Raw genomic sequence first — 22,830 nt, forward strand, 5'->3', positions numbered from 1 at the left:
GATAACCTGGCTCAGAGCACTTCGACGCGGTAGTTTTCGATCACCGTATTCGCCAGCAGCTTGTCGGCTGCGGCCTTCAGCGCCTCTTCGGCTTTCGCCTTGTCGGCGCCGTTCAGTTCGATGTCGAACACCTTGCCCTGCCGCACAGAGGCAATGCCATCGACGCCGAGCGATTTCAGCGCGCCTTCGATGGCCTTGCCCTGCGGGTCAAGGATGCCGTTTTTCAGGGTAACAGTTACGCGGGCTTTCACGTCGTAATCCTCAGCTCTTGACCAGTACCGGGCCGGTGCCCATCGGGCGTTCGTTTTCGGAGAGAATGCCGAGACGCTTGGCGACCTCGGTATAGGCCTCCAGCACGCCGCCGAGATCCCGACGGAAACGATCCTTGTCCAGCTTCTCGTTCGACTTGATATCCCACAGCCGGCATGAGTCGGGCGAGATCTCGTCGGCGACGATGATGCGCATCATGTCGTTTTCGAACAGGCGGCCGCATTCCATCTTGAAATCGACGAGGCGGATGCCGATGCCGAGGAAAAGACCGGTGAGGAAGTCGTTGACGCGGATGGCGAGCGCCATGATGTCATCGATTTCCTGCGGGGTGGCCCAGCCGAACGCCGTGATGTGCTCTTCCGAGACCATCGGGTCGTTGAGCTGGTCGTTCTTGTAATAGAACTCGATGATCGAGCGGGGCAACTGAGTGCCTTCCTCGATGCCGAGGCGCTGCGACAGCGAGCCCGCCGCCACGTTACGGACCACGACTTCCAGCGGCACGATCTCGACTTCGCGAATCAGCTGCTCGCGCATGTTGAGCCGGCGGATGAAATGAGTCGGCACGCCGATGTCGTTCAGATGCTGGAACAGGTATTCCGAAATCCGGTTGTTGAGGACACCCTTGCCCTCGATCACCTGGTGTTTCTTGGCATTGAACGCGGTCGCGTCGTCCTTGAAGTGCTGAATCAGGGTACCGGGCTCCGGGCCTTCATACAGGACCTTGCCCTTGCCTTCATAAATGCGACGTCGACGGCTCATGGGGATGTACCGGGTGTTGTTGAAATCCATGGATGTGGTGTGCTCCGAATAACGGGATCGACCCACGACGGAGCTGCCGTGAAGGCCAGGAACGGGAAGAAACAGAACGAGAACCGGGCCTGTTGGCAACCTACCCGATCGGCCCTGCCAGTACAATCGACCCGGCCCGCCGAGTGGGGGTTTACCCCAACCTCGCGCAAGCCTGGTCCGATAAGCCTCGCCCGATACCGTCTTGCCTGCGACCTTGCGGCCGATTGTTCCAACGGTATCTCGACCTTATTTAAGCTCCGAACCGGCGTTTACAACGTCGTCCTGACCGCCCAACAACCCCGACGGGAACTTTAACCATGTCATCATTCGACAAGCGCGGCGAAGCCTTCGAGAACAAGTATGCGCTCGATGAAAGCCAGAAGTTCAAGGCCGAGGCCCGCCGCAACAAGCTGCTGGGCCTGTGGGTCGCCGAACAGCTCGGCAAGTCCGGCGACGAGGCCGCCGCCTATGCCAAGGAAGTCGTCGCAGCCGATTTCGAGGAAGCCGGCGACGGCGACGTGGTGCGCAAGGTGCTCGCCGATCTCACCGCCAAGGGCGTCGCGATCACCGAGCCGCAGCTCCGCGTGAAGATGGATCAGTTGACCGCTGAGGCCGTCGCGCAGGTAAAGGCCGGAACCTGAGATCCACAGCTTCGAGTTGCAATTCTCGCTGCAACTCACGACGTTTTATAGAGAGCCGCACATCGTATGATGGCGCGGCTCTTGTCTTTTGAAACGTTCCAGACTCGCAGAGTCTCGCTGAAGATTCCGAATTGCGATCTGCAAATTCTGAAACGGAGTCGCACAGCGTGCCGATGACGGCTCGCATGCGCGCGCGCTACAAATTGCTCAAAGTGCACGTCGATTGTTCAATTGTGACAACATCCGATCTTTGACTGCATCATCGAAGACACACCACGCTGCCAATAGCTTTGCTTTAGAGCTATTCAAACCCGGATTCGAAGTTTTCATCCCAAGCCACTGCTAGATCGCTTTCACCACATTTCTCGAACGTGAAAGCGACACAAAGTGACGACGGACAACCATTGCAATCTCGACAGCAACGCACGCAGCATCTTCAGGGTGCGCCGCGCGTATTGGTTGATCGGCGCGACGTTCCTGATCGGCGATTATGTGACCGGGGCCTCGATCGCCAATGCACAGACGAATACGACACTGCCGCCGGTCACCGTCGAATCGCCGACACAGGCGCGCCGGCCCGCACGTGCTGCGAGCGCCACGCCGAGCCGGGCGCGGGCTGTCGCCGCACGCCGCAATGCCAATCCACCGCCCGCCCCGCCGACACCGACCGAGCGCGCCATCGCTGCTGCGGCAGCAAAATACGAACAGATCCTCGGCTATCGCGCGATGCCGAGTGGGACCACGCTGCGGTCAGGCCAGCCGCCGCTCAACACGGCTCAGACCGTCAATGTTGTTCCCGAGCAGGTGATCAAGGATCAGTTGCCGCGCAACATCGACGACGCGCTCTCCAATATCAGCGGCGTCACCCAGACCAATACGCTGGCCGGTACGCTCGACGCCGTCATTCGCCGCGGCTTCGGCGACAACCGTGACGGCTCGATCATGCGCAACGGCCTGCCGCTGGTGCAGGGCCGCAGCTTCAATCCCGCGGTCGAAAGCGTCGAAGTGCTGAAAGGACCGGCCTCGCTGCTCTATGGCATTGTGGACCCCGGCGGCATCGTCAACACGATCAGCAAGCGGCCCGACCTCTATCAGCACGGCTCGGCCACTCTGCTCGGCTCGACCTTCGGCGGCGGCAAGAACGGCGTCGACGGCATCTTCGACATCACCGGACCGATTGGCACCGATGGCCTCGCCTACCGGTTCATTGCCTCCGGCACCAGCGAGGATTACTGGCGCAATTTCGGCACCCGCAAGGACACGCTGATTGCGCCATCGCTGTCCTGGTATGGTGACGACACCACGGTGCATCTGAACTACGAGCACCGCGACTTCTCCTATCCGTTCGATCGCGGTACCTCCCTCGACCTCCGCACCAACACGCCGCTCGCGATCCCGCGCGAACGCCGTCTCGACGAAGCCTATAACAACATGTGGGGCACCACGGATCTGATGCAGGCCTCGGTCGATCATCGCATCAACGAGAACTGGAAGATCTTCGCCGCCTACAGCTTCAACACCGAAACCTTCAGCGCGAACCAGCTCCGTATCACGGCCGTGAATCCGGTGTCCGGTCTCGTCACCCGCAGCAATGACGGCACACGCAATTCGTTCAGCAATGTCAGCGCCGGCACGTCTTACATGCAGGGCACCGTCTGGACCGGCGGCTTCCGCAACGACGTGGTGTTCGGCGGCGACGCCCAATATCGGACCATCTGGCGACAGGACTTGATCCGGCAGGCCACGCCGAACGTCTTCAACATGTATAATCCGGTTTATGGCCTGCTGTCGCCCGGCACGACGGTGCTCGCGACCGACAGCGACCAGACCGACGCGCTGTCGACGCGCGCACTCTTCCTCCAGGATACGTTCTATCTGACCAACCAGCTCCTGCTGGTTGGCGGCGTGCGCTGGATGGAATACGAGCAGTTGGCCGGCCGTGGGCGAAACCCATTCATTACCAACACCAACCTCGCCGGCGACAAGGTGCTGCCGATCGGCGGCGTGATCTACAAGTTCACCGACGAGGTCTCCTGGTATCTCAGTTACACGGAGTCGCTGAAGCCGACTGCAACAATCAACTTGTTCACCGGTGCTCCCGTCGGTTTCATAGTCGATTCCAACATCCAGCCTGAGGAAGGCGTGCAGTGGGAAACCGGCATCAAGTTCGACATCAACAAGCGGCTGTCGGGCAATGTCGCATTCTACGACATCGACAAGAAGAATGTGCTCGTGTCGATTCCTATCAGCGGCGGCGTGAGTCAGGTGCGCGCGGCCGGCAAGGTGCGCTCACGCGGCTTCGAGGTCGATATCACCGGGCGCCTGACCGACAATATCAGCATGATCGGCAGCTATGGCTATACCGATGCCCGCGTCACCGACGATCCCACATTGATCGGCAAGGCGCTGCAGAACGTCGCGCTCAATACAGCCTCACTGTTCATGGTCTATGACTTCGGCACCATGCTGCCCGGCCGCCTGCGGATCGGCGGCGGTGCGCGCTATGTCAGCGATCGTCCAGGCGATGCCAACAATAGTTTCTACCTGCCATCCTACGTGGTCGCCGATACATTCGCGAGCTATGAGGTCAAACAGATGGGATTCCCGGTGATCTATCAGTTCAACGTGAAGAACCTGTTCGACCAAACCTACTACCCGTCGGCCGTCAACAATCTGAACGTGGCGATCGGCGATGTGCGCCGGTTCTCGCTGGAAGCCACGGTAAAGTTCTGATCATGACCACGCCACGTCGCGCCAGCGCGATACTGATTGCGCTCGCCGCGACGTGGCTCTCCTTCGGCGTAGCCACCGGTTACGCCGAGGAGATCAATCTCTATTCGACCCGCGAACCACAGCTCGTGGAACCGGTCATCGCATCCTTCACGGCGGCGACCGGGATCACGGTCAAGCTCACTTATATCGAGGACAATCTCGTCACGCGCATGAAGGCCGAGGGCGACGCTTCCCCCGCCGACGTGCTGATGACCATCGGCCTCGACAAGACCTCGCAATTCGCGGCGAATGATCTGTCCCAACCCACAGCCTCCCCGCTACTCGACAGAGTGATCCCGCCGCGACTCCGCGGCAAGGAATGGATCAGCCTGTCGGTGCGCCCGCGCGTGGTGATGGTGCGGAATGACTCACCGCAAGGCACGATCCGCTATGAGGATCTCGCCGATCCCCGCTTTCGCGGCCAGCTCTGCATCCGCTCGCCCTTGCATCAGAACAATGTCGCGCTGATATCGGCCTATCTCGTGCATCACGGTGCGGACGCCACCGAGGCCTGGCTGCGCGGCATCAAGGCCAATCTGGCGCATGCGCCCGAAGGCAAGGACAACGATATCATTCGCCAGCTTGCGGAAGGCCGCTGCAGCATCGGCATCGCCAATACGGTGGCGCTGGCGCAGCTCCGCGACGGCCGCGAAGGCGCGGAGTGGACGGCCTGGGCGAATAGCGTGAAGACCGTACCGACGACATTCGACACATCAGGCGCGCATGTGAACCTCACCGGCGCGGCGCTGGCGAAACATGCGCCGCATCGCGCGGCTGCGCTGAAGTTTCTGGAGTTCCTGGTGACGCCCGCCGCGCAGAAAATCTACGCAGCTGCCGAGCTGGAATATCCGGTGACGGCAGGCGCCGAGAGCGCGCCGCTGGTCGCCGCGATGGGAGTGTTTCCGAACGATGCGCTTGATATCGACGCGATTGCTGCCAGCCAGAAGGCGGCGATTGCGTTGATCAAAAAGGTTGGTTTCGAAAAATAGGCGCGCATGAGCACCTAGGCTCGTCATTCCGGGGCGCGACCGCCACTTGGCGGTCGTGAACCCGGAATCCCGGAATGGAGGCCACCTCGCCGCCGCACGAACTGCGAGAGCGATGAACACATCGAGATTCCGGGTTCGCGCGCGAAGGCGCACGCGCCCCGGAATGACGAGTGTGTATCAGCTAACGCCAGCCCATGCCCGGCGCCACGTGTGTCAGGATAGCCTCGATCACATGCGCGTTGTAATCGACGCCCAACTGGTTGGGCACCGTCAGCAGCAGCGTATCCGCCTCGGCAATCGCCTCGTCGCCCTTGAGCTGCTTGATCAGTGCATCCGGCTCCGCCGCAAAGCTGCGGCCGAAGATGGCGCGCTCGGTGCCGTGCAGGTAGCCGACCTTGTCCTCGCCCTCGTTGCCCCGGCCGAAATAGGCGCGGTCGCGGTCGTCCACCAGCGCGAAGATGCTGCGGCTCACTGACACGCGCGGGTCACGTGTGTGCCCTGCCGCCTTCCAGGCGTCGCGATACAGCCGGATCTGTTCGGCCTGCTGCACATGAAACGGCTTGCCGCTCTCATCGATCTTCAGCGTCGACGACTGCAGGTTCATGCCCTGCTTGGCCGCCCATTCCGCCGTCGCATTGGTGGAGGCGCCCCACCAGATGCGCTCGCGCAAGCCTTCACTATGCGGCTCGAGCCGCAGCAGGCCGGGCGGGTTCGGAAACATCGGATTGGGATTGGGCTGCGCAAAGCCCTTGCCCTGCAGGACGTCGAGAAACACCTCGGTGTGCCGCCGCGCCATGTCGGCATCGGTCTGGCCGTCAGGGGGCGCATAGCCAAAGTAACGATAGCCGTCGATCACCTGCTCCGGCGAGCCGCGGGAGATGCCGAGCTGCAACCGCCCGCTTGCGATGAGATCCGCGCTGCCGGCGTCCTCCGCCATGTAGAGCGGGTTCTCGTAGCGCATGTCGATCACGGCGGTGCCGATCTCGATCTTCTTGGTGCGCGCGCCGACGGCCGCGAGCAGCGGAAACGGTGCGGCGAGCTGGCGCGCGAAATGATGCACCCGGAAATAGGCGCCGTCAGCGCCGAGCTCCTCGGCAGCGACGGCGAGATCGATGGATTGCAGCAGCGCGTCGCCCGCCGAGCGCGTCTGCGACGAGGCGGACGGGGTCCAGTGACCGAAGGAGAGAAAGCCGATGTTTTTCATGGGAATGGGTGCTCACGGGGCGGGTTTTCTGAGCCTCTATCTAGGGCCGAATTGGAAAGAGAAAAGGGAAACGATGGAAACGCATCGTTTCCAATGAGGCGATCACGTTCGTGGACTGCAGATCCGTGTCCACTTTCGCGCACCCCGGCACGACGTCACACAGCCCCTCGCCCGCACTCCTTAAGCGTGCATCCTGTCACAAATCTTCTATAGGTTGACCAAAACACGGCGTTGGGCGAGCATCGGCGCAACATCGAAAAACGGGGGGACAGGGCCATGCGCGTCACGACGTCTGCCGGAGCTTTCGAAGCGAGCGCGATCGCAGGCACGCGCGCAATCATGATCGCCCTCAATTGCGACGAGGCCGCGTGCAAGGGGCTGCTGGGATTTGCGTTCCACCGCGCCAAGGGAGCCGGCAAGCCGGAATTCCTCCGATCCTTGAAAGTCTTCGAAGCCGTCGAGCCAGAGCCCGACACCGAGCACGGAGAGTATTTCACCGACAAATTTCCGATCCAGAGTTTCCTCTGGAGCGACTACACCGCGGAGCCCGGCACGACCTATCACTTCGAGGTCATCCCCGTATTTGGCGACCCGACCGCGCCCGAACTGCGCGACGCCGAGAAGCTCGCCTTCACCGTCACGACGGAGAAGGAGGACGATGGTCAACACGGCATCTGGTTCAACCGCGGCGCAATCGCCAGCCAAGCCTATGCGCGCAAGTTCAAGAACCACAAGCCGACCGACGCGGAGATGGACAATCCGAAGGACGAGCACACGGTCTGGCTCTCGCGCGGCCTACTTGAGGCCTGCCTGGATTATATCGACACGACGAAGAAGAGCGAGGCGCTGCGCGCCTGCATCTACGAATTCACCTATGCGCCCATCATCGAGGCGTTGAAGGCGAAGATCGATGACGGCTTCGACGTCCGGCTGATCGTGCATGACGACAAGAAGGGCAAGAACCGCAAGGCGATGAAGGCGGCCGGCCTCGACGTCAAGGCGAAGCACAACGGCGAGCCCGTCGTGATCTGGCGCACGCGGCCGCCGATCCCGCACAACAAGTTCATCATCAAGCTCGACGGCGACGCGCCGCAAGAAGTGTGGACCGGCTCGACCAACATCACGCCGTCCGGCTTCCTCGGCCAGTCGAATGTCGGCCACCTCGTCCATGACAGCGACGTCGCTGAACAATACCTGAAATACTGGACGATCCTGAGCGACAACCCGACCGGCAAGCCGGCGAAGGAAGGCGTCGCGGAGATTTCGCCCTACCCGCCCGCCCTGGTGAAGCCGGGATCGCAGACCTGCATCTTCTCGCCGCGCCAGACGGCGTCGATGCTGAACTGGTATGCCGACCGGATGAGCGACGCCACGTCGTCGATCATGTTCACGGCCGCGTTCAACGTCGCCGCCGATTTCATCGAGCCACTGGCGCGCGACCGCGACTTCCTGCGCTTCGTGCTCAAGGAGAAGCCGCCCACCGCCGACGAGCGCAAGGCGCTCAAGGGCGACCGCGACCTGCAGATTTCGTTCGGCGCCGTGCTGGGCGCCGAGTTCAAGGTGGTCGACGGCAAGCTGGTCGCCAAGCGCAAGGTGAAGGAATTTCCGCTGGACCGCTGGTTTCTCAAGGAGGAGCTCACCCGCGACGAAGGCAATATCTTCTTCGTCCACACGAAATATCTGCTGATCGATCCCCTGAGCGACGATCCCCTCATCTGCACCGGCTCGGCGAATTTCTCGGAGGGATCGCTGACCACCAATGACGAAAACATGATCCTGATCCGCGGCTCGACCCGCGTGGCCGACATCTACATGACCGAGTTCGACCGTCTGTTTCGCCATTTCTATTTCCGCGATGTCGCCAATGACGTGGCCAGCAAGCGCAAGAAAGGCGAGAAGCCGGAAAAGGTGTTCCTTGATCCGGACGATAGATGGACGGAGAGCTACTTCAAGCCCGGCGGATTCAAATCGCGGCGGCGCGAGATGTTTTTCACGATCCCGGCGTCCAACTGGACCGTCAATGCCGCAACCCATAGCGATGATGAACCGGTGCGTCCGCCGAAAAAGAAGAAGGCAGCGAAGGCTGTAGCGAAGAAGGCGAAGACGAAGACAGCCAAGAAGAAAACAACGAAGAAGACGGCGAAGAAGGCCGCGTCGGCCAAGAAGGCCAAGACCGCCAAATCCAAGAAGGTCGCGAAGGCGAAGACCAAGAAAGCCAAAACCAAGAAATCAAAAGCCAAGTCGAAACGTTGAGCACGACACCGCGCCGGGGCCCTGCTCCCCGCGCTAGCTCAGCACGCCCGTGCCGTCGCGCGGCGCGCCGCCGCGGGTCGTGGCGGCCTTGATGCCCCAGTCGGCCATGAATTTCGGCCGCGGTCTGTCCTGCAGCACCAGCGCGCCGCCGACCAGTGCACGCGTCGGGATCGCGTCGCGGTCGATGGCGCCTTCGAGGGTCATGGCGAGGTCGCGCGCGAAGACGCGGTTGCCGATGTGCCAGGAATGAGTGAAGTCGCCGAAGAACGTGCTCTTGTTCGGATCGAGCGTGGCGAAATAGTCCCCGCAATTGACATTGGTGGCCTTGGCATGCGCATCCGCCGGCAGGCCGACGCGGCCCGCGCGCGGCGCGACGCCGAGCCGCTTGGCATTGGAGGCCGCCAGCACGCTGTCATAGGGGTTTGAGTAGTTGGTCAGCCGCAGGATGCGCTTGAACATCGGCCCCGACCAGGAATCATTCGCCGACAGGCTCGACGACGCCACGTCGCCGGCGATGAAGGCGACCTGGCTGACGCGCCAGTTGCTCTTGAACAGCGCGCCGTCCTTCTCCGCCTGCACGAAGGCTTCCATGGCCACATAGGCGCCGGTGGAATGGCCGAGCAGATGGACATTGGTGACGCAGTCCTTCTCCTGCCCCTGCGCCAGCACGGTGATGCAATCGCTGACCAGCTTCACCGCCACTTCGGCGCCCCTGGAGCGATCCTGCCAATAGGCCAGCGTCTCGTTGTCGCTCGGCCAGTCGAAGCCGATGACGAGACCCTTCCAGCCCTCGGCCTTGAGATCCTTCGCCAGCTGGCGCTGGCGCTTCATGATGATATCGAGATCGTTGTTGTAGCCGTGGATGAAGACGAGGATGTCACCGGCCACGCTGATCGAATTCTGGTTGGGATCGCCGTCGGCGATATCGCGCACCTCCGTCACCCATTTGGCGAGATCGGTCTTGCTCGACGTCGCCATCGCCGGCGTCGGGATCGCCACATTGGTCGGCACCCGCAAATAGCGGATGGTGCCGACATTCTCGTTGAAGGCAGCGCCCGAGATGCCGCGCGCGGTGATCAGATAATCGACACCTGCCATGAAATCCCACTGCCGTTCCCGCCGGGTTTCCTCCGCATCGCGCCGCCCCCTCTTTGTGAGCCAGGCACGATCGACGTGTGCCAGCCTATCGCGCAATCACAGGTGCAGCCAAGTGACCGGATGCGCGCCTCCCACGATATCGGCGGCGACGGACGGCGATGCAGCGCACGCCGCACGCCCGGCTTGCGCAATTCCGATCTTAGGTATATATTCTTTTGCATGACCCATCCCTTCTTCGGCCCCATCATTCGCCTCCGCGTCACGCCCGATGAACCCGAGGCGCCGGATGCCTTTGTGGGCGGCCCACGGGTGCGCGGCTCCAGGCGGCCGCATGCGGATGCCAAATGCGCGCAGGTGCGCCGCCTGATCGAGACGACGGTGCTGACCTATGGCGAGATCGCGAAGCAGACCGGCGTCGGCCGCGCCTCGATCTGCCGCTGGACCCGCGACGGCGGCTGGCAGCGCCCGCTCTTTGCCCCCCGCGCCACCGACACGGTGCCTTCCGCCCGCGCCTCGCAGAAACTCAAGCTGCGCAAACTCGCCGAGCGGCTCCACGCGCTGGCGGAGCGCGCCGTGCGCGAACTGGAAGCGCAGCCCGAGGTCGATATCGATCGCCTGATGCAGGCGCTGCAGGTGCTGAAGATGGCGCGGCTGGAGGCCATGGGCCGCCGGCGCCCGCGCCGCCAGGTCGACATGCCCGCGCGCACCGGCCGCGAGATGATGGAGCGCGACGCTGCGATCCGCACCGCGCTGAAGGAGATGCGCCGCGGCGGCGTCGATGTGACACAGATTCCGGACGACGCGATGGCACTGCTGGAAGCCGCGTATACGCCGCCCGAGCGGGATCACCCGGCGCTGCGGCCGCGGGGGAGCCGGCGAAGATAGAATGCTCCGCGACAGGCACACACCCGGCCTGCGTGAAGCTCGCCGTTAGCCCCACCCACTCCGTCATCCTCGGGCAAAGCGCGAAGCGCGGCTTCGCTGGATGACCCGGGGATCCACGCCTTTCTCATCTTGCGGCCAAGACGTGGATGGCCGGGTCAAGCCCGGCCATGACGTGGGGAGGACGCAGCCTCACACCTCCACCGGCAGATAGAAATCGATCACCGCGCCCTTTTTGGTCGGCGCGAACTCGCTGTCATAGCGCTCGAAATCTGGCCGGTCGGCGACCGTGAGCCCTGATGCCGGCACCAGCTCGCCCCAGATGGTCGCCATCGCGCGCTTGATCTGCGGATGCACCGCGCCGCCATTCAGCACGATGCGAAACACCGCATAACTCGACGCTTCGATGCGCTTCGCCGCAAATCCCGCCGGCAGCGCCGCGCCTTCGTCCGCGCCGACGCCGGCCATGTAATCGAAGCTGCCTTCGGCGCGGTCGACATTCCAGACCACGCCATAGGTGGTCCAGCTCGGCGCCTGCCCCTTGAACGGCAATGCGCCCATCAGCTTCGACCACAGTTGCGGAATCTCGGCCTTGTTGGTCTCCTCGAACCGCGCCGAAGGACCTGCGACGGTGAAGGCGTCCAGCGCCACCAGGTCCGGCAAACGGGTGACAGCGACAGCGACGTCATCGGGCATGGTCATCGGATATTGTCCTTCGATGGGAGTGACACTGAAGCCGCGCCGAAACCGCCCGGGCGACACGCCGAACAGGCGGGCAAACGCTCGGGTGAACGCCTCCTGCGAGTCGAAGCCGCACTCGAATGCGAGATCGACCAGGCGCAGATCGGGATCGGCGGTCAGCCGCTGCGCCGCGCGCACCAGCCTGCGCCCGCGCACATGCGCCATCACGCCCCGCCCCATCGCGGCCGAGAACAGCCGAGAGAAATGATAGGGCGAGAGCTTGGCGTGGGTGGCGATCGTCTCGACGCTCAGGGGCTCGTCGAGATGCTGTTCGATCCAGGCGAGGACGGCGACGAGGTCAGGCGTGCGGTGCGGGACGGGCTGGCTCATGCGGCGGGTATCGCATGGGCGAATGGGGGTGTCTTGATCGGTCTTGCTGTGGGGACCCGTTGCCCAAATATCAGCACGATGCAAACTAGACTGAGACAATCGCAACAAGCACCTTAACGGTCGGAATCCCACCCTGAAAAAAGAACCCGGCGATTTCTCGCCGGGCGCTTCCCTTCCTATCAGGAACTAAGGAGTATGGCAGCCGCTAGCGCAAGCTGGCCAATGTCCACGGTCACGTTCACCTTTATCGTTGGTGTCCGTCCTTTCAGTTTAGTAGCCCCGTCGGGCGATTGTCCTTTAGCTGCTAGCGAGCCGGTTCGTGCAGTTGCCAACCTGCCATTATGGCCAAGCCTTATTTCGGGGGCGGGCCGGAGTTGGCCTTTGTCATTGCCGAACTCACCCAGGTTTAACGCCACTGCGGGCGGGCCTTTATCGTCTGCGCCAACTCGACGGCTCTATGAGCCCAAAATCAATAGCACTTCACTGCCAGCAAAGCTACCTATAGTTGCGTCAGCTACATTGACCTACTTCTTCTTTTTCGGTGTGCCATCTTTGTTTTTAGGGACACTTCGCACGGCGATACTATCGATATGCTTACGAAGAAAGGTGAGATCCTGTTCCATTTCACCGAGAAAGCCAGTGCAAAGGCTACTGGCAAAAACAACTATCAAATGATCCGGATAGTCTTTGTGCCTATCCGCAAGATCGGGCGCCTCTGACAAATATAGTTTTCGCAACGATGCAACTCTTGTCTCCCGCTTAGCACCTTCAAGACTGTGAGCGATCTCATTGCGAAGTTCGCTGATCGCTAAGATCAACTTCCAAATGGTCATCTCATTTTCGTGAAGCGCATACGCCCTGACCATCTGCACTTTCATGAAGAAGCTCACTCGCGCGTCTAGCACCAGATTGGGATGAAAGAATACGAGCCGAATAATATTGTCGATCGCGCTCTCCATAATAAGATGGCTCTTGAGTACAGTCAGTGCCAGCTCATCGATCTCTTCAAAATGCTTCTTAAATTGAAGCTCATACTTCCCCTCCAGAGGAGCGTCGCTATCTGGCATCAACAAACTCTCAAATTCGAATACGGCGCCTTAGTCGACGGCGAGATCACTGAAACCAAACACTGCGCGCGAACCAATGCAACCTACATGAAATTACGGAAATCATAGACGCTGTCGACCATCTCAGGATTCTGCTGGATGATATCTGCAAACGCCTTCGAATAGACGAGGGTCACGGGGAGCTTCTTATAGAGCGTATTGTTGTTCCAATCCATTTTTGTGAGGCCAAGAATACCCGCGCACGTCTCATGCCATCCTCCCGTTCCCGTGTAACGACGAAGAAGGACAGGAGACGGCGTCGGTTTGAGCGAGCCTTCCTTGTAAACATTGAATTTTGGATTATCCACATGAACGCCCTGGACGCTCCCCTGCGTCCAAAGCAACGCCTCATTATTCTGAAGTGGAAGATACATTCCGCGCTCTACCGGATAATTGTAGGGCTGCGGCCTTTCTTTCGTATCGAAGCGAATTCCACGCCAAGAAACCCCCTTCACAATCTGAACAAGCTCAACTTCGGTACCAGCACGAAAGCTATCTAAAGCCCCCAATATCTCTTCTTCCTTGAATTCCGTGTTTTTATGCACGGTCACTTTTTTGGGTGTGCGCCCTGAATGACCCGTTTGATAAATCTCCAAGCTACGCGACAAGACCGACTGCATCTCAAAGTACGACAGATAAGGGTTTTTCTGAACGTCCTGTGTAAATTCTCGCGCATCGTAAGCGACGAATTGAAATCCGGTCCCATCGGGATCAAACACCTGACTACAGCAAGTGCTGTAAGTATTCCCCCTCCGATCCGACTTCATCGCATAACTTATCCCAACAAACGCTTCGTCATTGTTGAGGCTCACAAGCTTCCACGGCACGCCTCCCGCCTTAGCGTAGAGAGCTACGCTAAGGCCCCACATGACATTGGCGCGGCATCTTCGGTCAAAACTCGACTGCCGAACGAGTTGAATCGGAATGTTCGACGGAGCGCAGTAAGCTTTCAGATAGTCATGAAAATCAAAGTTCTCGCCCTCGAAACAATCGGCCCACGATTGAGGAAGGTAAATTAACGCGACGTCGAAGTTCGAACGCACGGCTCGTAGGCGAGCAATGCACTGAAACAATCCTTTCGCCAGTTCAACTTTTGCCTTTGCCTTTGCGTAAGCATCAAGCTCATCGGGAAAATTTATCGTGAGTGCTTCTGTTGGCTGCACAACGGGCGCCTTAAACACTGCTGTAAAGCCAGTGTACTCCGGATAGTAATTCTTTGCCTCACGAGGAATCGCACTTCTCTCAAGTTCAGAAATTAATCCTCTCAACTTCGGCATATCTGCTTTGGGAGCCAAAGCCGCAATCCGCACGGAAGAAGGAGCTCCAAACCGAAGTCCGTACGGACCAAATTTCAGCAAGCCTAGCAGAGGATGGACATGCAGATGGTCGCCGGCAAAAATGAGGTTTGGCTCGGAAATCGTGCTGTAGCCGGGCAACTCGGATGAAATAGCTGCCGTCATGCGCTAGCCCGCCTCGTAAAGGCAGTGCGCGTTCCAATGACGAACCTAGGATTCTCTGCGTTTTCGCCTTCAGCAAAGGCCTGTATCGCAACGGTCTGATTTCGTTCTCTCGTTCCTAACAGAACTTGAACCCACGCATCAAGGAGCGAATTGAACTTATTGTTGTAGCGATCACCTCGTCGCTCATCCAAAAATTTCACGGCAAGCTTTCTTGCCCTCGTTGGCCAAATCCAAACATCGGGCTCGACAACCAACCAAGGACGACCATCTTTAATCTCAATAGAAATGCGAGCCGCCTCGGCCCAGGATACTGTCTCAGCAGCGGGATGATCATCGTCGACGGGGGCCATCAAACCAGAAATGATCCCCGACGTTTTTCCAATGACACGAAAAAGAGGTTCGAAAACCGCTGGACTATCCATTTGAGCGTCCGCGACTGCAAAGCTTCCCGATCTAACAGTCCGCGCTAGAAGAGGCTTGCCTCTTGTAAGAGCGACGCAAAGAGCCTCGGCAACAAATCCTTTGATCACGAGGTTTTCGGGCGCATTCAACTCAGCAGATATTTCCTTGGGCGACAAACCGATTAGCTTAGCACCGAACGCTGCTTTGGCATCCTTTTCTGCTCCCCAGCACAGCACCCTATCAGTTTTCGTTAGGATAATTCGACCAAGACTCCTGTCTCGCGCAGAGCGCAAGGACTCCCAAGAAACAAAACCGCTGATGTTTAAGACATGGCACCTATCTGGAATTTCAAAAATTGGAAGGGCATTCAGCCGAACGAGTGGGCTTCTATTGCCTACTTTTGGAAGAGGGATGCTGACTGAGGCTGATGCAACTCTACGAACCTTTAGGTCCATCTCTTGAGACTTGGTCGGTAGATTCCGCCAAAGCCGCAACATGAATGCATCGTAAGTTTCTATAAATATTACGTCCGCGTTCACACCTCTTGCACGTGCTCGATCTAATAATTTTTGAACCGCCGGGATCGGTTCTGAGCCTTTAAGCACCGACCAATACAACCCGTGCGGAAAGGGATTGTGCGTTTCTAGTACTGAGTTGATAAGATCAATAACACTCTGATCGCGACCACTATAGCCGCAAACGATCAAACCGAATCGGTTTCCTGCTGCTGTAAAGCAAGATGCAAGATCAGCGTCTTGCTTCTTTAGTTCGGCTGGGAGATTGCGGAGACTATCGTATCGAAAATCTCCATGTAGCTTACAGTAAATAGGGAATTCTTCATTATTGAGAGCACTCTGTGCATTGTGGCTGCCTTCGAGATGAAACGCTGCGATGGCCTTACCGCTTACCTCCGATACAGAGCGTTCGACAACGTTATCGAAGTTCGTTGTAAAAACGGCACGGCTTGCGCCACTACCAATCAGAGCGCCGAGAACGCGATTTCCGATACTAAGGCTCACATTTTCTTCGCCCAGAATCGCGTGGATGTACCGACGCTGCCGTTCTTTGTCCGATCCAAAAATCTGCTCAAAGCAACGCTCGTACTCCCCATCTTCCCATAAGGCGGGAAAGCCGCGAGATTCCAGATACGATTGAATGCGATCTTTAACGGCTATGCTTTGAAGGTCTTGACGCAAAATCTCCTGGTTTTCCTGTTGGCAGTAGAAGCGACGTTTCATATCCCAAAGGATGTCGTTCGCGGTTGGAACGCCCGCAGAGCGCGAAGCGCCAGCCCCGAGGAACCATGCAAAGTTCTGCGAACGCTCAGAGAAGATTGCAGTAAATTCGCTCTGTTCCATACTGGCCAGTAAATGAATGCGTTTCCGCCGAACTGTGATGGACGTTTTTTACTTTGATCATTCAAGCAAACAGACTTAGCAATTTCGGCGCTTGAACTTAATAGCGCTACGCTAGATAGAAAGAATTGCTGACACAAGTTAATAGGACGGAGGTACACAGTCTTCTGCACGCCAAGCTGTGGGCCAATCACGACGCATGAAAAAGCCCGCGCAGAGCGGGCTAATCATCTGTTATAAATCGCATTTCTGCTAAGAGTTAGTGATAGCAGGTCTCGCGGTTATTTCACATACCGCGCACCGCATGCGACATTCGGCGTGCGAGGGGCCCCTACCCCTCCTTGAACCCATATTCCGGCACATTGCCCGTCGCGCCGTAATACTTGTACGGCAGGAACTTGCCGGACATCGTGATCTGGACGCGGTCGCCCTTGGGATTACTGATGCGCTGCATCACCATGTCGAAATCGATCGCCGACATGATGCCGTCGCCGAATTCCTCCTCGATCAGCGCCTTCCACGCCGGGCCGTTCACCATCACCATCTCGTAGAAGCGATAGATCAGCGGATCCTGCGGCGGCATCTGCACATTTTCGGCGCGCATCGGGATCTCGTTGAGCATCGCAGTCTCGCTCTTCGAGAGGCCGAACAGCTCGCCGGCATTGGCCGCCTGCGGCTTGGTCAGCTTCATGTTGCCGAGAATGGCGCCGACGATCAGCACTTCGGAATAGCCGCCGATCTGCTCGCAGATATATTTCCAGGTCCATTCCTTCTCGCGCTTGATGTCGAGCAGCTTTTCGGTGAGGTCGGATCGCAGCATGATGGTTCTCCTTAGGCTTCGTGCAGTTTGTTAGCGCACAGCGCTGGTGAGAGACGGCATCGTTGGCGCCTCGGTGAATGCGGGCCGCACCACCGGCACGTGGCGCGGATCATGGTTCGGCGTGGTGGCGGTGAAACTCTTGCTGCGCGTCACCAGGAAATCGATGATGTGGTTGCGCAGCGCGTAATAATGCGGGTGCTTGTGCAGATCGATGCGCGAGCGATCCCGCGGCAGCGGGTTCTCGACGATCTCCGCCAGCACGGCGCCGGGGCCGTTGGTCATCAGGAAGATCTTGTCGGCGAGATACATCGCCTCGTCGACGTCATGGGTGATCATGAAGGTGGTCTGGCCGGTCTCCAGCGTGACGCGGCGCACCTCGTCCTGCAGTGTGCCGCGGGTGAGCGCATCGAGCGCCGAGAACGGCTCGTCCATCAGCATGATCTTCGGCGTGATCGACAGCGCGCGCGCAATGCCGACGCGCTGCTTCATGCCGCCGGACAGCTCCGACGGCCGCTTGTGCTCGGAGCCCGTGAGACCGACCTTGTCGATATAGGTCTGCGCATGGGCGCGGACTTTGGCCTTGTCCCACTTGCGCCATTTCGACGACACCGCATAGGCGATGTTGCCCATGACAGTCAGCCACGGCAGCAGCGCGTGGCTCTGGAAGATCACCGCGCGGTCGAGACTGGTGCCCGAGATCGCCTGGCCGTCGACGATGACGGTGCCTTCGCTGGGATCGTCGAGCCCGGCGAGAATGTTCAGCACCGTGGTCTTGCCGCAGCCGGAATGGCCGATGATGCAGCCGAACTCGCCCGGTGGCATCGACAGCCAGAGATCCTCGAAGATCGTGGTCGCGCCGCCCGCCGCCTGCGGATAGCGCTTGGCGATGCCTTCGATGGAGATGAATTTGGTGGTCATGACGATACTTTCAGCGACGCGCCACTCCTTCTCCCCGCTTGCGGGGAGAAGGTCGGGATGAGGGGAGTCGCAGCGACGTCGTGCTGCCGAGAGTCCCCCTCACCCGACTTCCACGCGCTGCGCGCGTTACAGTCGACCTCTCCCCGCCTGGCGAAGCTTCGCTTCGCTGTGCGGGGCGAGGTAAGGAAGGAGCGGCATTCATCAAGATTACAAATCCCATCGCATTCACTCCGGAAACGTGACCATGCGGGTGAAGCGTGCCAATATCTGATCCAGCAACATGCCGACGATCCCGATCATCAGGATCGCAATAATCACATTTGTGATCGATAAATTATTCCATTCGTTCCAGACGAAGTAACCAATCCCCGTTCCGCCGACCAACATTTCAGCGGCGACGATGACCAGCCACGCGATGCCGATGGAAATGCGCATGCCGGTGAGGATCGTTGGCGCGGCCGCAGGAAGAATGACGGTGAAGGCGCGGCGGAAGGTGCCGACCTCCAGCGTGCGCGCGACATTGATCCATTCCTTGCGCACGGCGGCGACACCGAAGGCGGTGTTGAGCAGCATCGGCCAGACCGAGCAGATGAAGATCACGAAGATCGCCGACAGCGAGGAGTCCTTGATGGTGTAGAGCGCGAGCGGCATCCAGGCGAGCGGCGAGATCGGCTTCAGCACCTGGATGAAGGGATCGAGCGCCTTGTTCATCAGCGGCGACATGCCGATCAGGAAGCCAAGCGGAATCGCGACGATGACCGCGATGAGATAGCCGAGCCCGACGCGGCCGATCGAATAGGCCAGCTGAATGCCGAGTCCCTTGTCGTTCGGCCCGTTGTCATAGAACGGTCGCTTCAGGTGCTCCCAGAGTTTAGCACCGACATCGAGCGGCCCGGGCATCGCGGATTTGCCCGATGTCGCGGTGAGACCCATCAGCTTTGCGTATTCCGGCGACATGGTGCCGACCGACGCCGTTTGCCGCGTGGCGAGGTGCCACACGCCGATGAAGGCGAGGAAGATCGCGATGGAGACGACGGCGGCGCGGAAGCGAAGGGAAAAGGTCATTTCGTTATCTGGTTATCTCGTTATGTCTCTCAACGTCGCCCCAAACTCAGCCTGTCATCCCCGCGAAGGCGGGGATCCATAGACACCGAGCCCGTGGTTTGAGCGCAGCCCTCACTGACGTGCCCCCATACAAACACGGCGGGTATGGGTCCCCGCCTTCGCGGGGACGACAGCGGAGAGGCCGGCGCGTCACAGCAACCTCACGTCGCCTTCCTGATCTTGAAACTCGCCAGATACTCCTTCGGCTTCTCCGGATCGAAACTCTTGCCCATCACCGCGAACGACTTGTAGCTCGTCGCCGGCGGGCTCAATCCCATCTCCTTCATCACCTTCGCCGTATCGGTGGCGAGATAGATCTGTTCGGCGACGCCCTTGTAGTCGACATCGCCCTTGATCTGACCCCAGCGCTGCATCTGGGTCATCATCCACACCGCAAAGGACTGCCACGGGAACGGATCGAAATCGACGCGCTTCGCATCGGTCTTGATGCCGCCGAGACCGTCGGCATAGGTGCCAGTCAGCACCTGCTCCAGCACCACCGGCGGCGCGTTGAGATAGGCTGCCGGCGCGATGGCCTCCGCAATCGACTTGCGGTTCTCCGCCTTCGACGCATAGGCCGTCGCATCGACGATGGCACGCGTCAGCGCGGCAAAGGAGTTTGGCGAGGTGGTGATGAACTCTTTCGATGCCGCGAACGAACAGCACGGGTGCCCGTCCCAGATTTCCTTGGACAGGATATGCATGAAGCCGACGCCGTCATAGATCGCGCGCTGGCAGATATTGTCGGGCGCCAGGAAGCCGTCGATATTGTCGGCGCGCAGGTTGGCGACCATTTCCGGCGGCGGCACCGAGCGCAGCTGCACGTCGGTATCGGGATCGATGCCGTGTTCGGCGAGATAGTAGCGCAAGAGATAATTGTGCATCGAATAGTCGAACGGAATGGCGAGCTTGAAGCCCTTCCAATCCCTGGGGTCGCGCTTGTCCTTGTGCTTCATGGCCAGCGTGATGCCCTGGCCGTTGATGTTCTCGATCGCCGGCACGGTGTAGGGGATCGGCTGCGAGCCGAGGCCCAGCGAGATCGCGATCGGCATCGGCGCCAGCATGTGCGCGGCGTCGTATTCCTTGTTGATGGTCTTGTCGCGAATGACGGCCCAGCCGGCGGTCTTCACCACGTCGACATTGAGCCCCTGCTTCTTATAGAAGCCGAGCGGATCGGCCATGATGATCGGCGTCGCGCAGGTGATCGGGATGAAGCCGACCTTGAGATCGGTCTTCTCGAGCTTGCCCGCGCCCTGCGCGAACACTTCAGTCGCCGTCTTGATCGGGAAGAACTGCGACAGCGCTGCCAGCGCGCTGGACGCACCGACCGACTTCAGGAATGCGCGGCGCGCGATCTCTTTCGGGAACACCGCGCGCATCACAGCCGAGGCGACGACGCCCTCATAGCGCTTGTCCTCGGTCGCAGGAATGTCGCAGCTGAGTTGCAGCGTGGCCTCATGCTCGGACTGGCTGGCGTGCTGACCGCAGCTGCAGGCGCCATTGCGCAAACGGCGGGCGGGATCGAACGGATTGTCGAATGTGGACATGTGACCTCCTCGGTGACGCTCCGGTCATTTACGCAAGGAGTGTGCCAGCCCCGCGCGCGCCGGAATGTCCAATCGCCGCAGGCATTTCGGTCCATCATTGGCGATTACGAAAATTCGTGCTACACGAAAAATCGTAGCCTGATTACGATTTTTCGGAGTTTCGCCGATGGATTTGGCAACAGCCCAGCCGCATGATTTGCGCACCATCGCCTTCGATTATTCGGTCGAGCCGACGCTGCTGCTCGATCCCCATGCCGACCAGATCATCGACGCCAATCCGGCCGCCTGCACCCTGCTCGGCTATGACCGCGCGCTGCTGCGCCAGATCAAGATCAGCGCGCTGCATGCGGGCCAATTGCCGGCGCTGATCGTGTTCACGCAGGCGGTGCTCGCCAAGGGCTCCTACTGGACCAACACGCTGACGCCGCGCCACGCCACCGGCGAAGCGCTGCAGCTCGAATATGCGGGCTCGCTGGTGCCGCAAGGCGAGCGCACCTTGCTGCTGCTGACCATGAGCGATCTCGAACAGCGCCGCCGCCGACATGTGGACGCCGCCGCCGAGGATCACATGCGCGGCGGCATTGCCGCCTGGCAGCGGGTCGAGCGCGTGTTTCAGGACATCGAGCGCGAGAACCAGTTGATCCTGCGCGCCGCGGGCGAAGGCATTTACGGCGTCAATGCCGATGGCAAGACCACCTTCGTCAATCCCGCCGCCGAGCGCATGCTGGGCTGGACCGCCGACGAACTCGTCGGCCGTGAAATCCACCCGATCGTGCATCACAGCCATCACGACGGCAGCCACTATCCCGATCACGACTGCCCGATCTATGCTGCCTTTCGCGACGGCGCCGTGCACAATGTCGACAACGAGGTGTTCTGGCGCAAGGACGGCTCGCCGGTCTGGGTCGAATACACGTCGACCCCGATCCGCGACCGCCACATGGTGGTCGGCGCCGTGATCGTGTTTCGCGATGTCAGCCAGCGCCGCGAGGCCGATGAAAAACTCCATGCGGCGCTGGCCGAAGTCGATCGCCTGCGCGAGCGTCTCGAACTCGAAAACGCCTATCTGCAAGAGGAAATCCGCATCGAGACCAATCCGCGCGGCATCATCGGCCAGAGCGAGGCGATCCAGAAGACGCTGCGGCAGGTCAAGCTGGTGGCACCGACTACGGCGGCGGTGATGATCACCGGCGAGTCCGGCACCGGCAAGGAATTGATCGCGCGCGCGATCCACGAAGCCTCGGGGCGCCGCGACCGGCCGCTGATCCGCGTCAATTGCGCGGCGATCCCGCGCGAATTGTTCGAGAGCGAATTCTTCGGCCATGTGCGCGGCGCCTTCACCGGCGCGGTGCGCGACCGCATCGGCCGCTTCCAGCTCGCCGATGGCGGCACGCTGTTTCTCGACGAGGTCGGCGAGATCCCGCTAGAGCTGCAGGGCAAGCTGCTGCGCGTGCTGCAGGAAGGCAATTTCGAACGCGTCGGCGAGGAACGCACCCGCTCCGTCGACGTCCGCGTCATCGCCGCCACCAACCGCAATCTGAAACAGGAAGTGGCGCGCGGACGGTTTCGCGAGGACCTGTATTTCCGGCTCAACGTGTTTCCCGTGGAGTCGGTGCCGCTGCGCGACCGCCGCGAGGACATTCCCCTGCTGGCGCAGCACTTCCTGCTCAGCGAGAAACTGAAATCGGATCTGCGCCTGTCCGAGGGCGATGCCCGGCGGCTGTCGCGCTACGACTGGCCGGGCAATGTGCGCGAGCTGCAGAACGTCATCGAGCGCGCGGTGATCCTGTCGCAGAATGGGCGCTTGCGGATCGACTTGCCGGATATGCCGGGCCCGCATCACGCGACAGGCGCGCATCGCGTGAAGTCCGACGCCCGGCCGGCGGTGATGACGTCAGCCGAACTGCGCGATCACGAGCGCAGCAACATCCTCGCGGCGCTTGCCGCGACATCCGGCAAGGTGTTCGGACCGGGGGGCGCGGCGGAGCTGCTGGACATCAGGCCGACGACACTGGCGTCGCGGATGAAGGTGCTGGGGATTGAAGGGACGCGCGGACGGGCTGGCTAACGCTCAGCCGAGACGGCGCGCCGGCGGCGCGCTCCTTCTCCCCGCACTGCGCGGGGAGAAGGGTGGGATGAGGGGCATGGC

At 60.3% G+C, this 22,830-nt stretch carries 18 protein-coding genes; 6 read left to right on the forward strand and 12 right to left on the reverse strand.

Translation table 11 applies throughout. The annotated features are described in order from the left end of the window. Positions 1–11: 11 nt before the first annotated feature. Together purS and purC are read right to left on the reverse strand one after the other, a co-directional pair. Positions 12–251 (reverse strand): phosphoribosylformylglycinamidine synthase subunit PurS, encoded by a 240-nt coding sequence (gene purS / locus RSO67_RS07220; protein WP_089265033.1) that lies wholly within the window; start codon positions 249–251, stop codon positions 12–14. 10 nt (positions 252–261) lie between these two features. Beyond that, positions 262–1,029 (reverse strand): phosphoribosylaminoimidazolesuccinocarboxamide synthase, encoded by a 768-nt coding sequence (purC, locus tag RSO67_RS07225; RefSeq protein WP_170849540.1) that lies wholly within the window; start codon positions 1,027–1,029, stop codon positions 262–264. Positions 1,030–1,376: 347 nt separating this feature from the next. Here purC and RSO67_RS07230 point away from each other — a divergent pair, with 347 nt between their 5' ends. The 3 genes from RSO67_RS07230 to RSO67_RS07240 all read left to right on the forward strand — a co-directional run bounded on the left by RSO67_RS07230 (position 1,377) and on the right by RSO67_RS07240 (position 5,461). After that, positions 1,377–1,700 (forward strand): DUF1476 domain-containing protein, encoded by a 324-nt coding sequence (locus RSO67_RS07230; RefSeq protein ID WP_315842925.1) that lies wholly within the window; start codon positions 1,377–1,379, stop codon positions 1,698–1,700. A gap of 387 nt (positions 1,701–2,087) precedes the next feature. Further along, the gene (locus RSO67_RS07235; RefSeq protein WP_315842926.1) at positions 2,088–4,433 is read left to right on the forward strand and encodes a TonB-dependent siderophore receptor; all 2,346 of its coding nucleotides are present in this window, start codon (positions 2,088–2,090) and stop codon (positions 4,431–4,433) included. 2 nt (positions 4,434–4,435) lie between these two features. Beyond that, complete coding sequence (locus RSO67_RS07240; protein ID WP_315842927.1) at positions 4,436–5,461, forward strand: extracellular solute-binding protein; 1,026 nt, start codon at positions 4,436–4,438, stop codon at positions 5,459–5,461. Positions 5,462–5,642: 181 nt separating this feature from the next. Here RSO67_RS07240 and RSO67_RS07245 read toward each other — a convergent pair whose 3' ends face one another. Next, entirely contained in the window at positions 5,643–6,665 is a 1,023-nt protein-coding gene (locus RSO67_RS07245) for an LLM class flavin-dependent oxidoreductase (protein WP_315842928.1), read from the reverse strand. Positions 6,666–6,941: 276 nt separating this feature from the next. Between RSO67_RS07245 and RSO67_RS07250 the strand changes: the two genes are divergently transcribed. After that, positions 6,942–8,918 (forward strand): phospholipase D-like domain-containing protein, encoded by a 1,977-nt coding sequence (locus RSO67_RS07250; RefSeq protein ID WP_315842929.1) that lies wholly within the window; start codon positions 6,942–6,944, stop codon positions 8,916–8,918. A 33-nt stretch (positions 8,919–8,951) separates the two neighbouring features. Here RSO67_RS07250 and RSO67_RS07255 read toward each other — a convergent pair whose 3' ends face one another. Beyond that, positions 8,952–10,016 carry an alpha/beta fold hydrolase gene (locus RSO67_RS07255; RefSeq protein ID WP_315842930.1) on the reverse strand — a complete coding sequence of 355 codons (1,065 nt, stop codon included), beginning with the start codon at positions 10,014–10,016 and terminating at the stop codon, positions 8,952–8,954. 120 nt (positions 10,017–10,136) lie between these two features. On the opposite strand from RSO67_RS07255, the gene RSO67_RS07260 reads away from it, so the two are divergent. After that, positions 10,137–10,901: a hypothetical protein gene (locus RSO67_RS07260; RefSeq protein ID WP_315842931.1), complete on the forward strand. Its 765-nt coding sequence runs from the start codon at positions 10,137–10,139 to the stop codon at positions 10,899–10,901. A gap of 189 nt (positions 10,902–11,090) precedes the next feature. Here the strand turns inward: RSO67_RS07260 and RSO67_RS07265 are convergent, their stop codons facing one another. From RSO67_RS07265 to RSO67_RS07300, 8 genes are all read right to left on the reverse strand, one after another. Further along, on the reverse strand, positions 11,091–11,969 hold the full coding sequence (locus tag RSO67_RS07265; protein ID WP_315842932.1) for an AraC family transcriptional regulator: 879 nt from the start codon (positions 11,967–11,969) through the stop codon (positions 11,091–11,093). A 524-nt stretch (positions 11,970–12,493) separates the two neighbouring features. Beyond that, positions 12,494–13,036, reverse strand: a complete 543-nt coding sequence (locus RSO67_RS07270) for a hypothetical protein (RefSeq protein WP_315842933.1) — start codon at positions 13,034–13,036, stop codon at positions 12,494–12,496. Between the two features lie 83 nt (positions 13,037–13,119). Next, complete coding sequence (locus RSO67_RS07275) at positions 13,120–14,535, reverse strand: nuclease PIN (RefSeq protein ID WP_315842934.1); 1,416 nt, start codon at positions 14,533–14,535, stop codon at positions 13,120–13,122. After that, the gene (locus RSO67_RS07280) at positions 14,532–16,295 is read right to left on the reverse strand and encodes an SIR2 family protein (RefSeq protein ID WP_315842935.1); all 1,764 of its coding nucleotides are present in this window, start codon (positions 16,293–16,295) and stop codon (positions 14,532–14,534) included. The genes RSO67_RS07275 and RSO67_RS07280 overlap by 4 nt, the downstream gene beginning before the upstream one ends. A 328-nt stretch (positions 16,296–16,623) precedes the next feature. Further along, positions 16,624–17,112: a cyanase gene (cynS, locus tag RSO67_RS07285; RefSeq protein WP_184518426.1), complete on the reverse strand. Its 489-nt coding sequence runs from the start codon at positions 17,110–17,112 to the stop codon at positions 16,624–16,626. Positions 17,113–17,142: 30 nt separating this feature from the next. Continuing rightward, positions 17,143–18,030, reverse strand: a complete 888-nt coding sequence (locus RSO67_RS07290) for an ABC transporter ATP-binding protein (protein ID WP_315842936.1) — start codon at positions 18,028–18,030, stop codon at positions 17,143–17,145. 225 nt (positions 18,031–18,255) lie between these two features. Beyond that, positions 18,256–19,095: a nitrate ABC transporter permease gene (ntrB, locus tag RSO67_RS07295; protein WP_315842937.1), complete on the reverse strand. Its 840-nt coding sequence runs from the start codon at positions 19,093–19,095 to the stop codon at positions 18,256–18,258. 200 nt (positions 19,096–19,295) lie between these two features. Further along, positions 19,296–20,681 (reverse strand): CmpA/NrtA family ABC transporter substrate-binding protein, encoded by a 1,386-nt coding sequence (locus RSO67_RS07300; RefSeq protein ID WP_315842938.1) that lies wholly within the window; start codon positions 20,679–20,681, stop codon positions 19,296–19,298. 166 nt (positions 20,682–20,847) lie between these two features. Here RSO67_RS07300 and RSO67_RS07305 point away from each other — a divergent pair, with 166 nt between their 5' ends. Continuing rightward, the gene (locus tag RSO67_RS07305) at positions 20,848–22,749 is read left to right on the forward strand and encodes a sigma 54-interacting transcriptional regulator (RefSeq protein WP_315842939.1); all 1,902 of its coding nucleotides are present in this window, start codon (positions 20,848–20,850) and stop codon (positions 22,747–22,749) included. Positions 22,750–22,830: the final 81 nt, after the last annotated feature.

This window comes from Tardiphaga sp. 709, assembly GCF_032401055.1.
Taxonomy (GTDB): Bacteria; Pseudomonadota; Alphaproteobacteria; order Rhizobiales; family Xanthobacteraceae; genus Tardiphaga.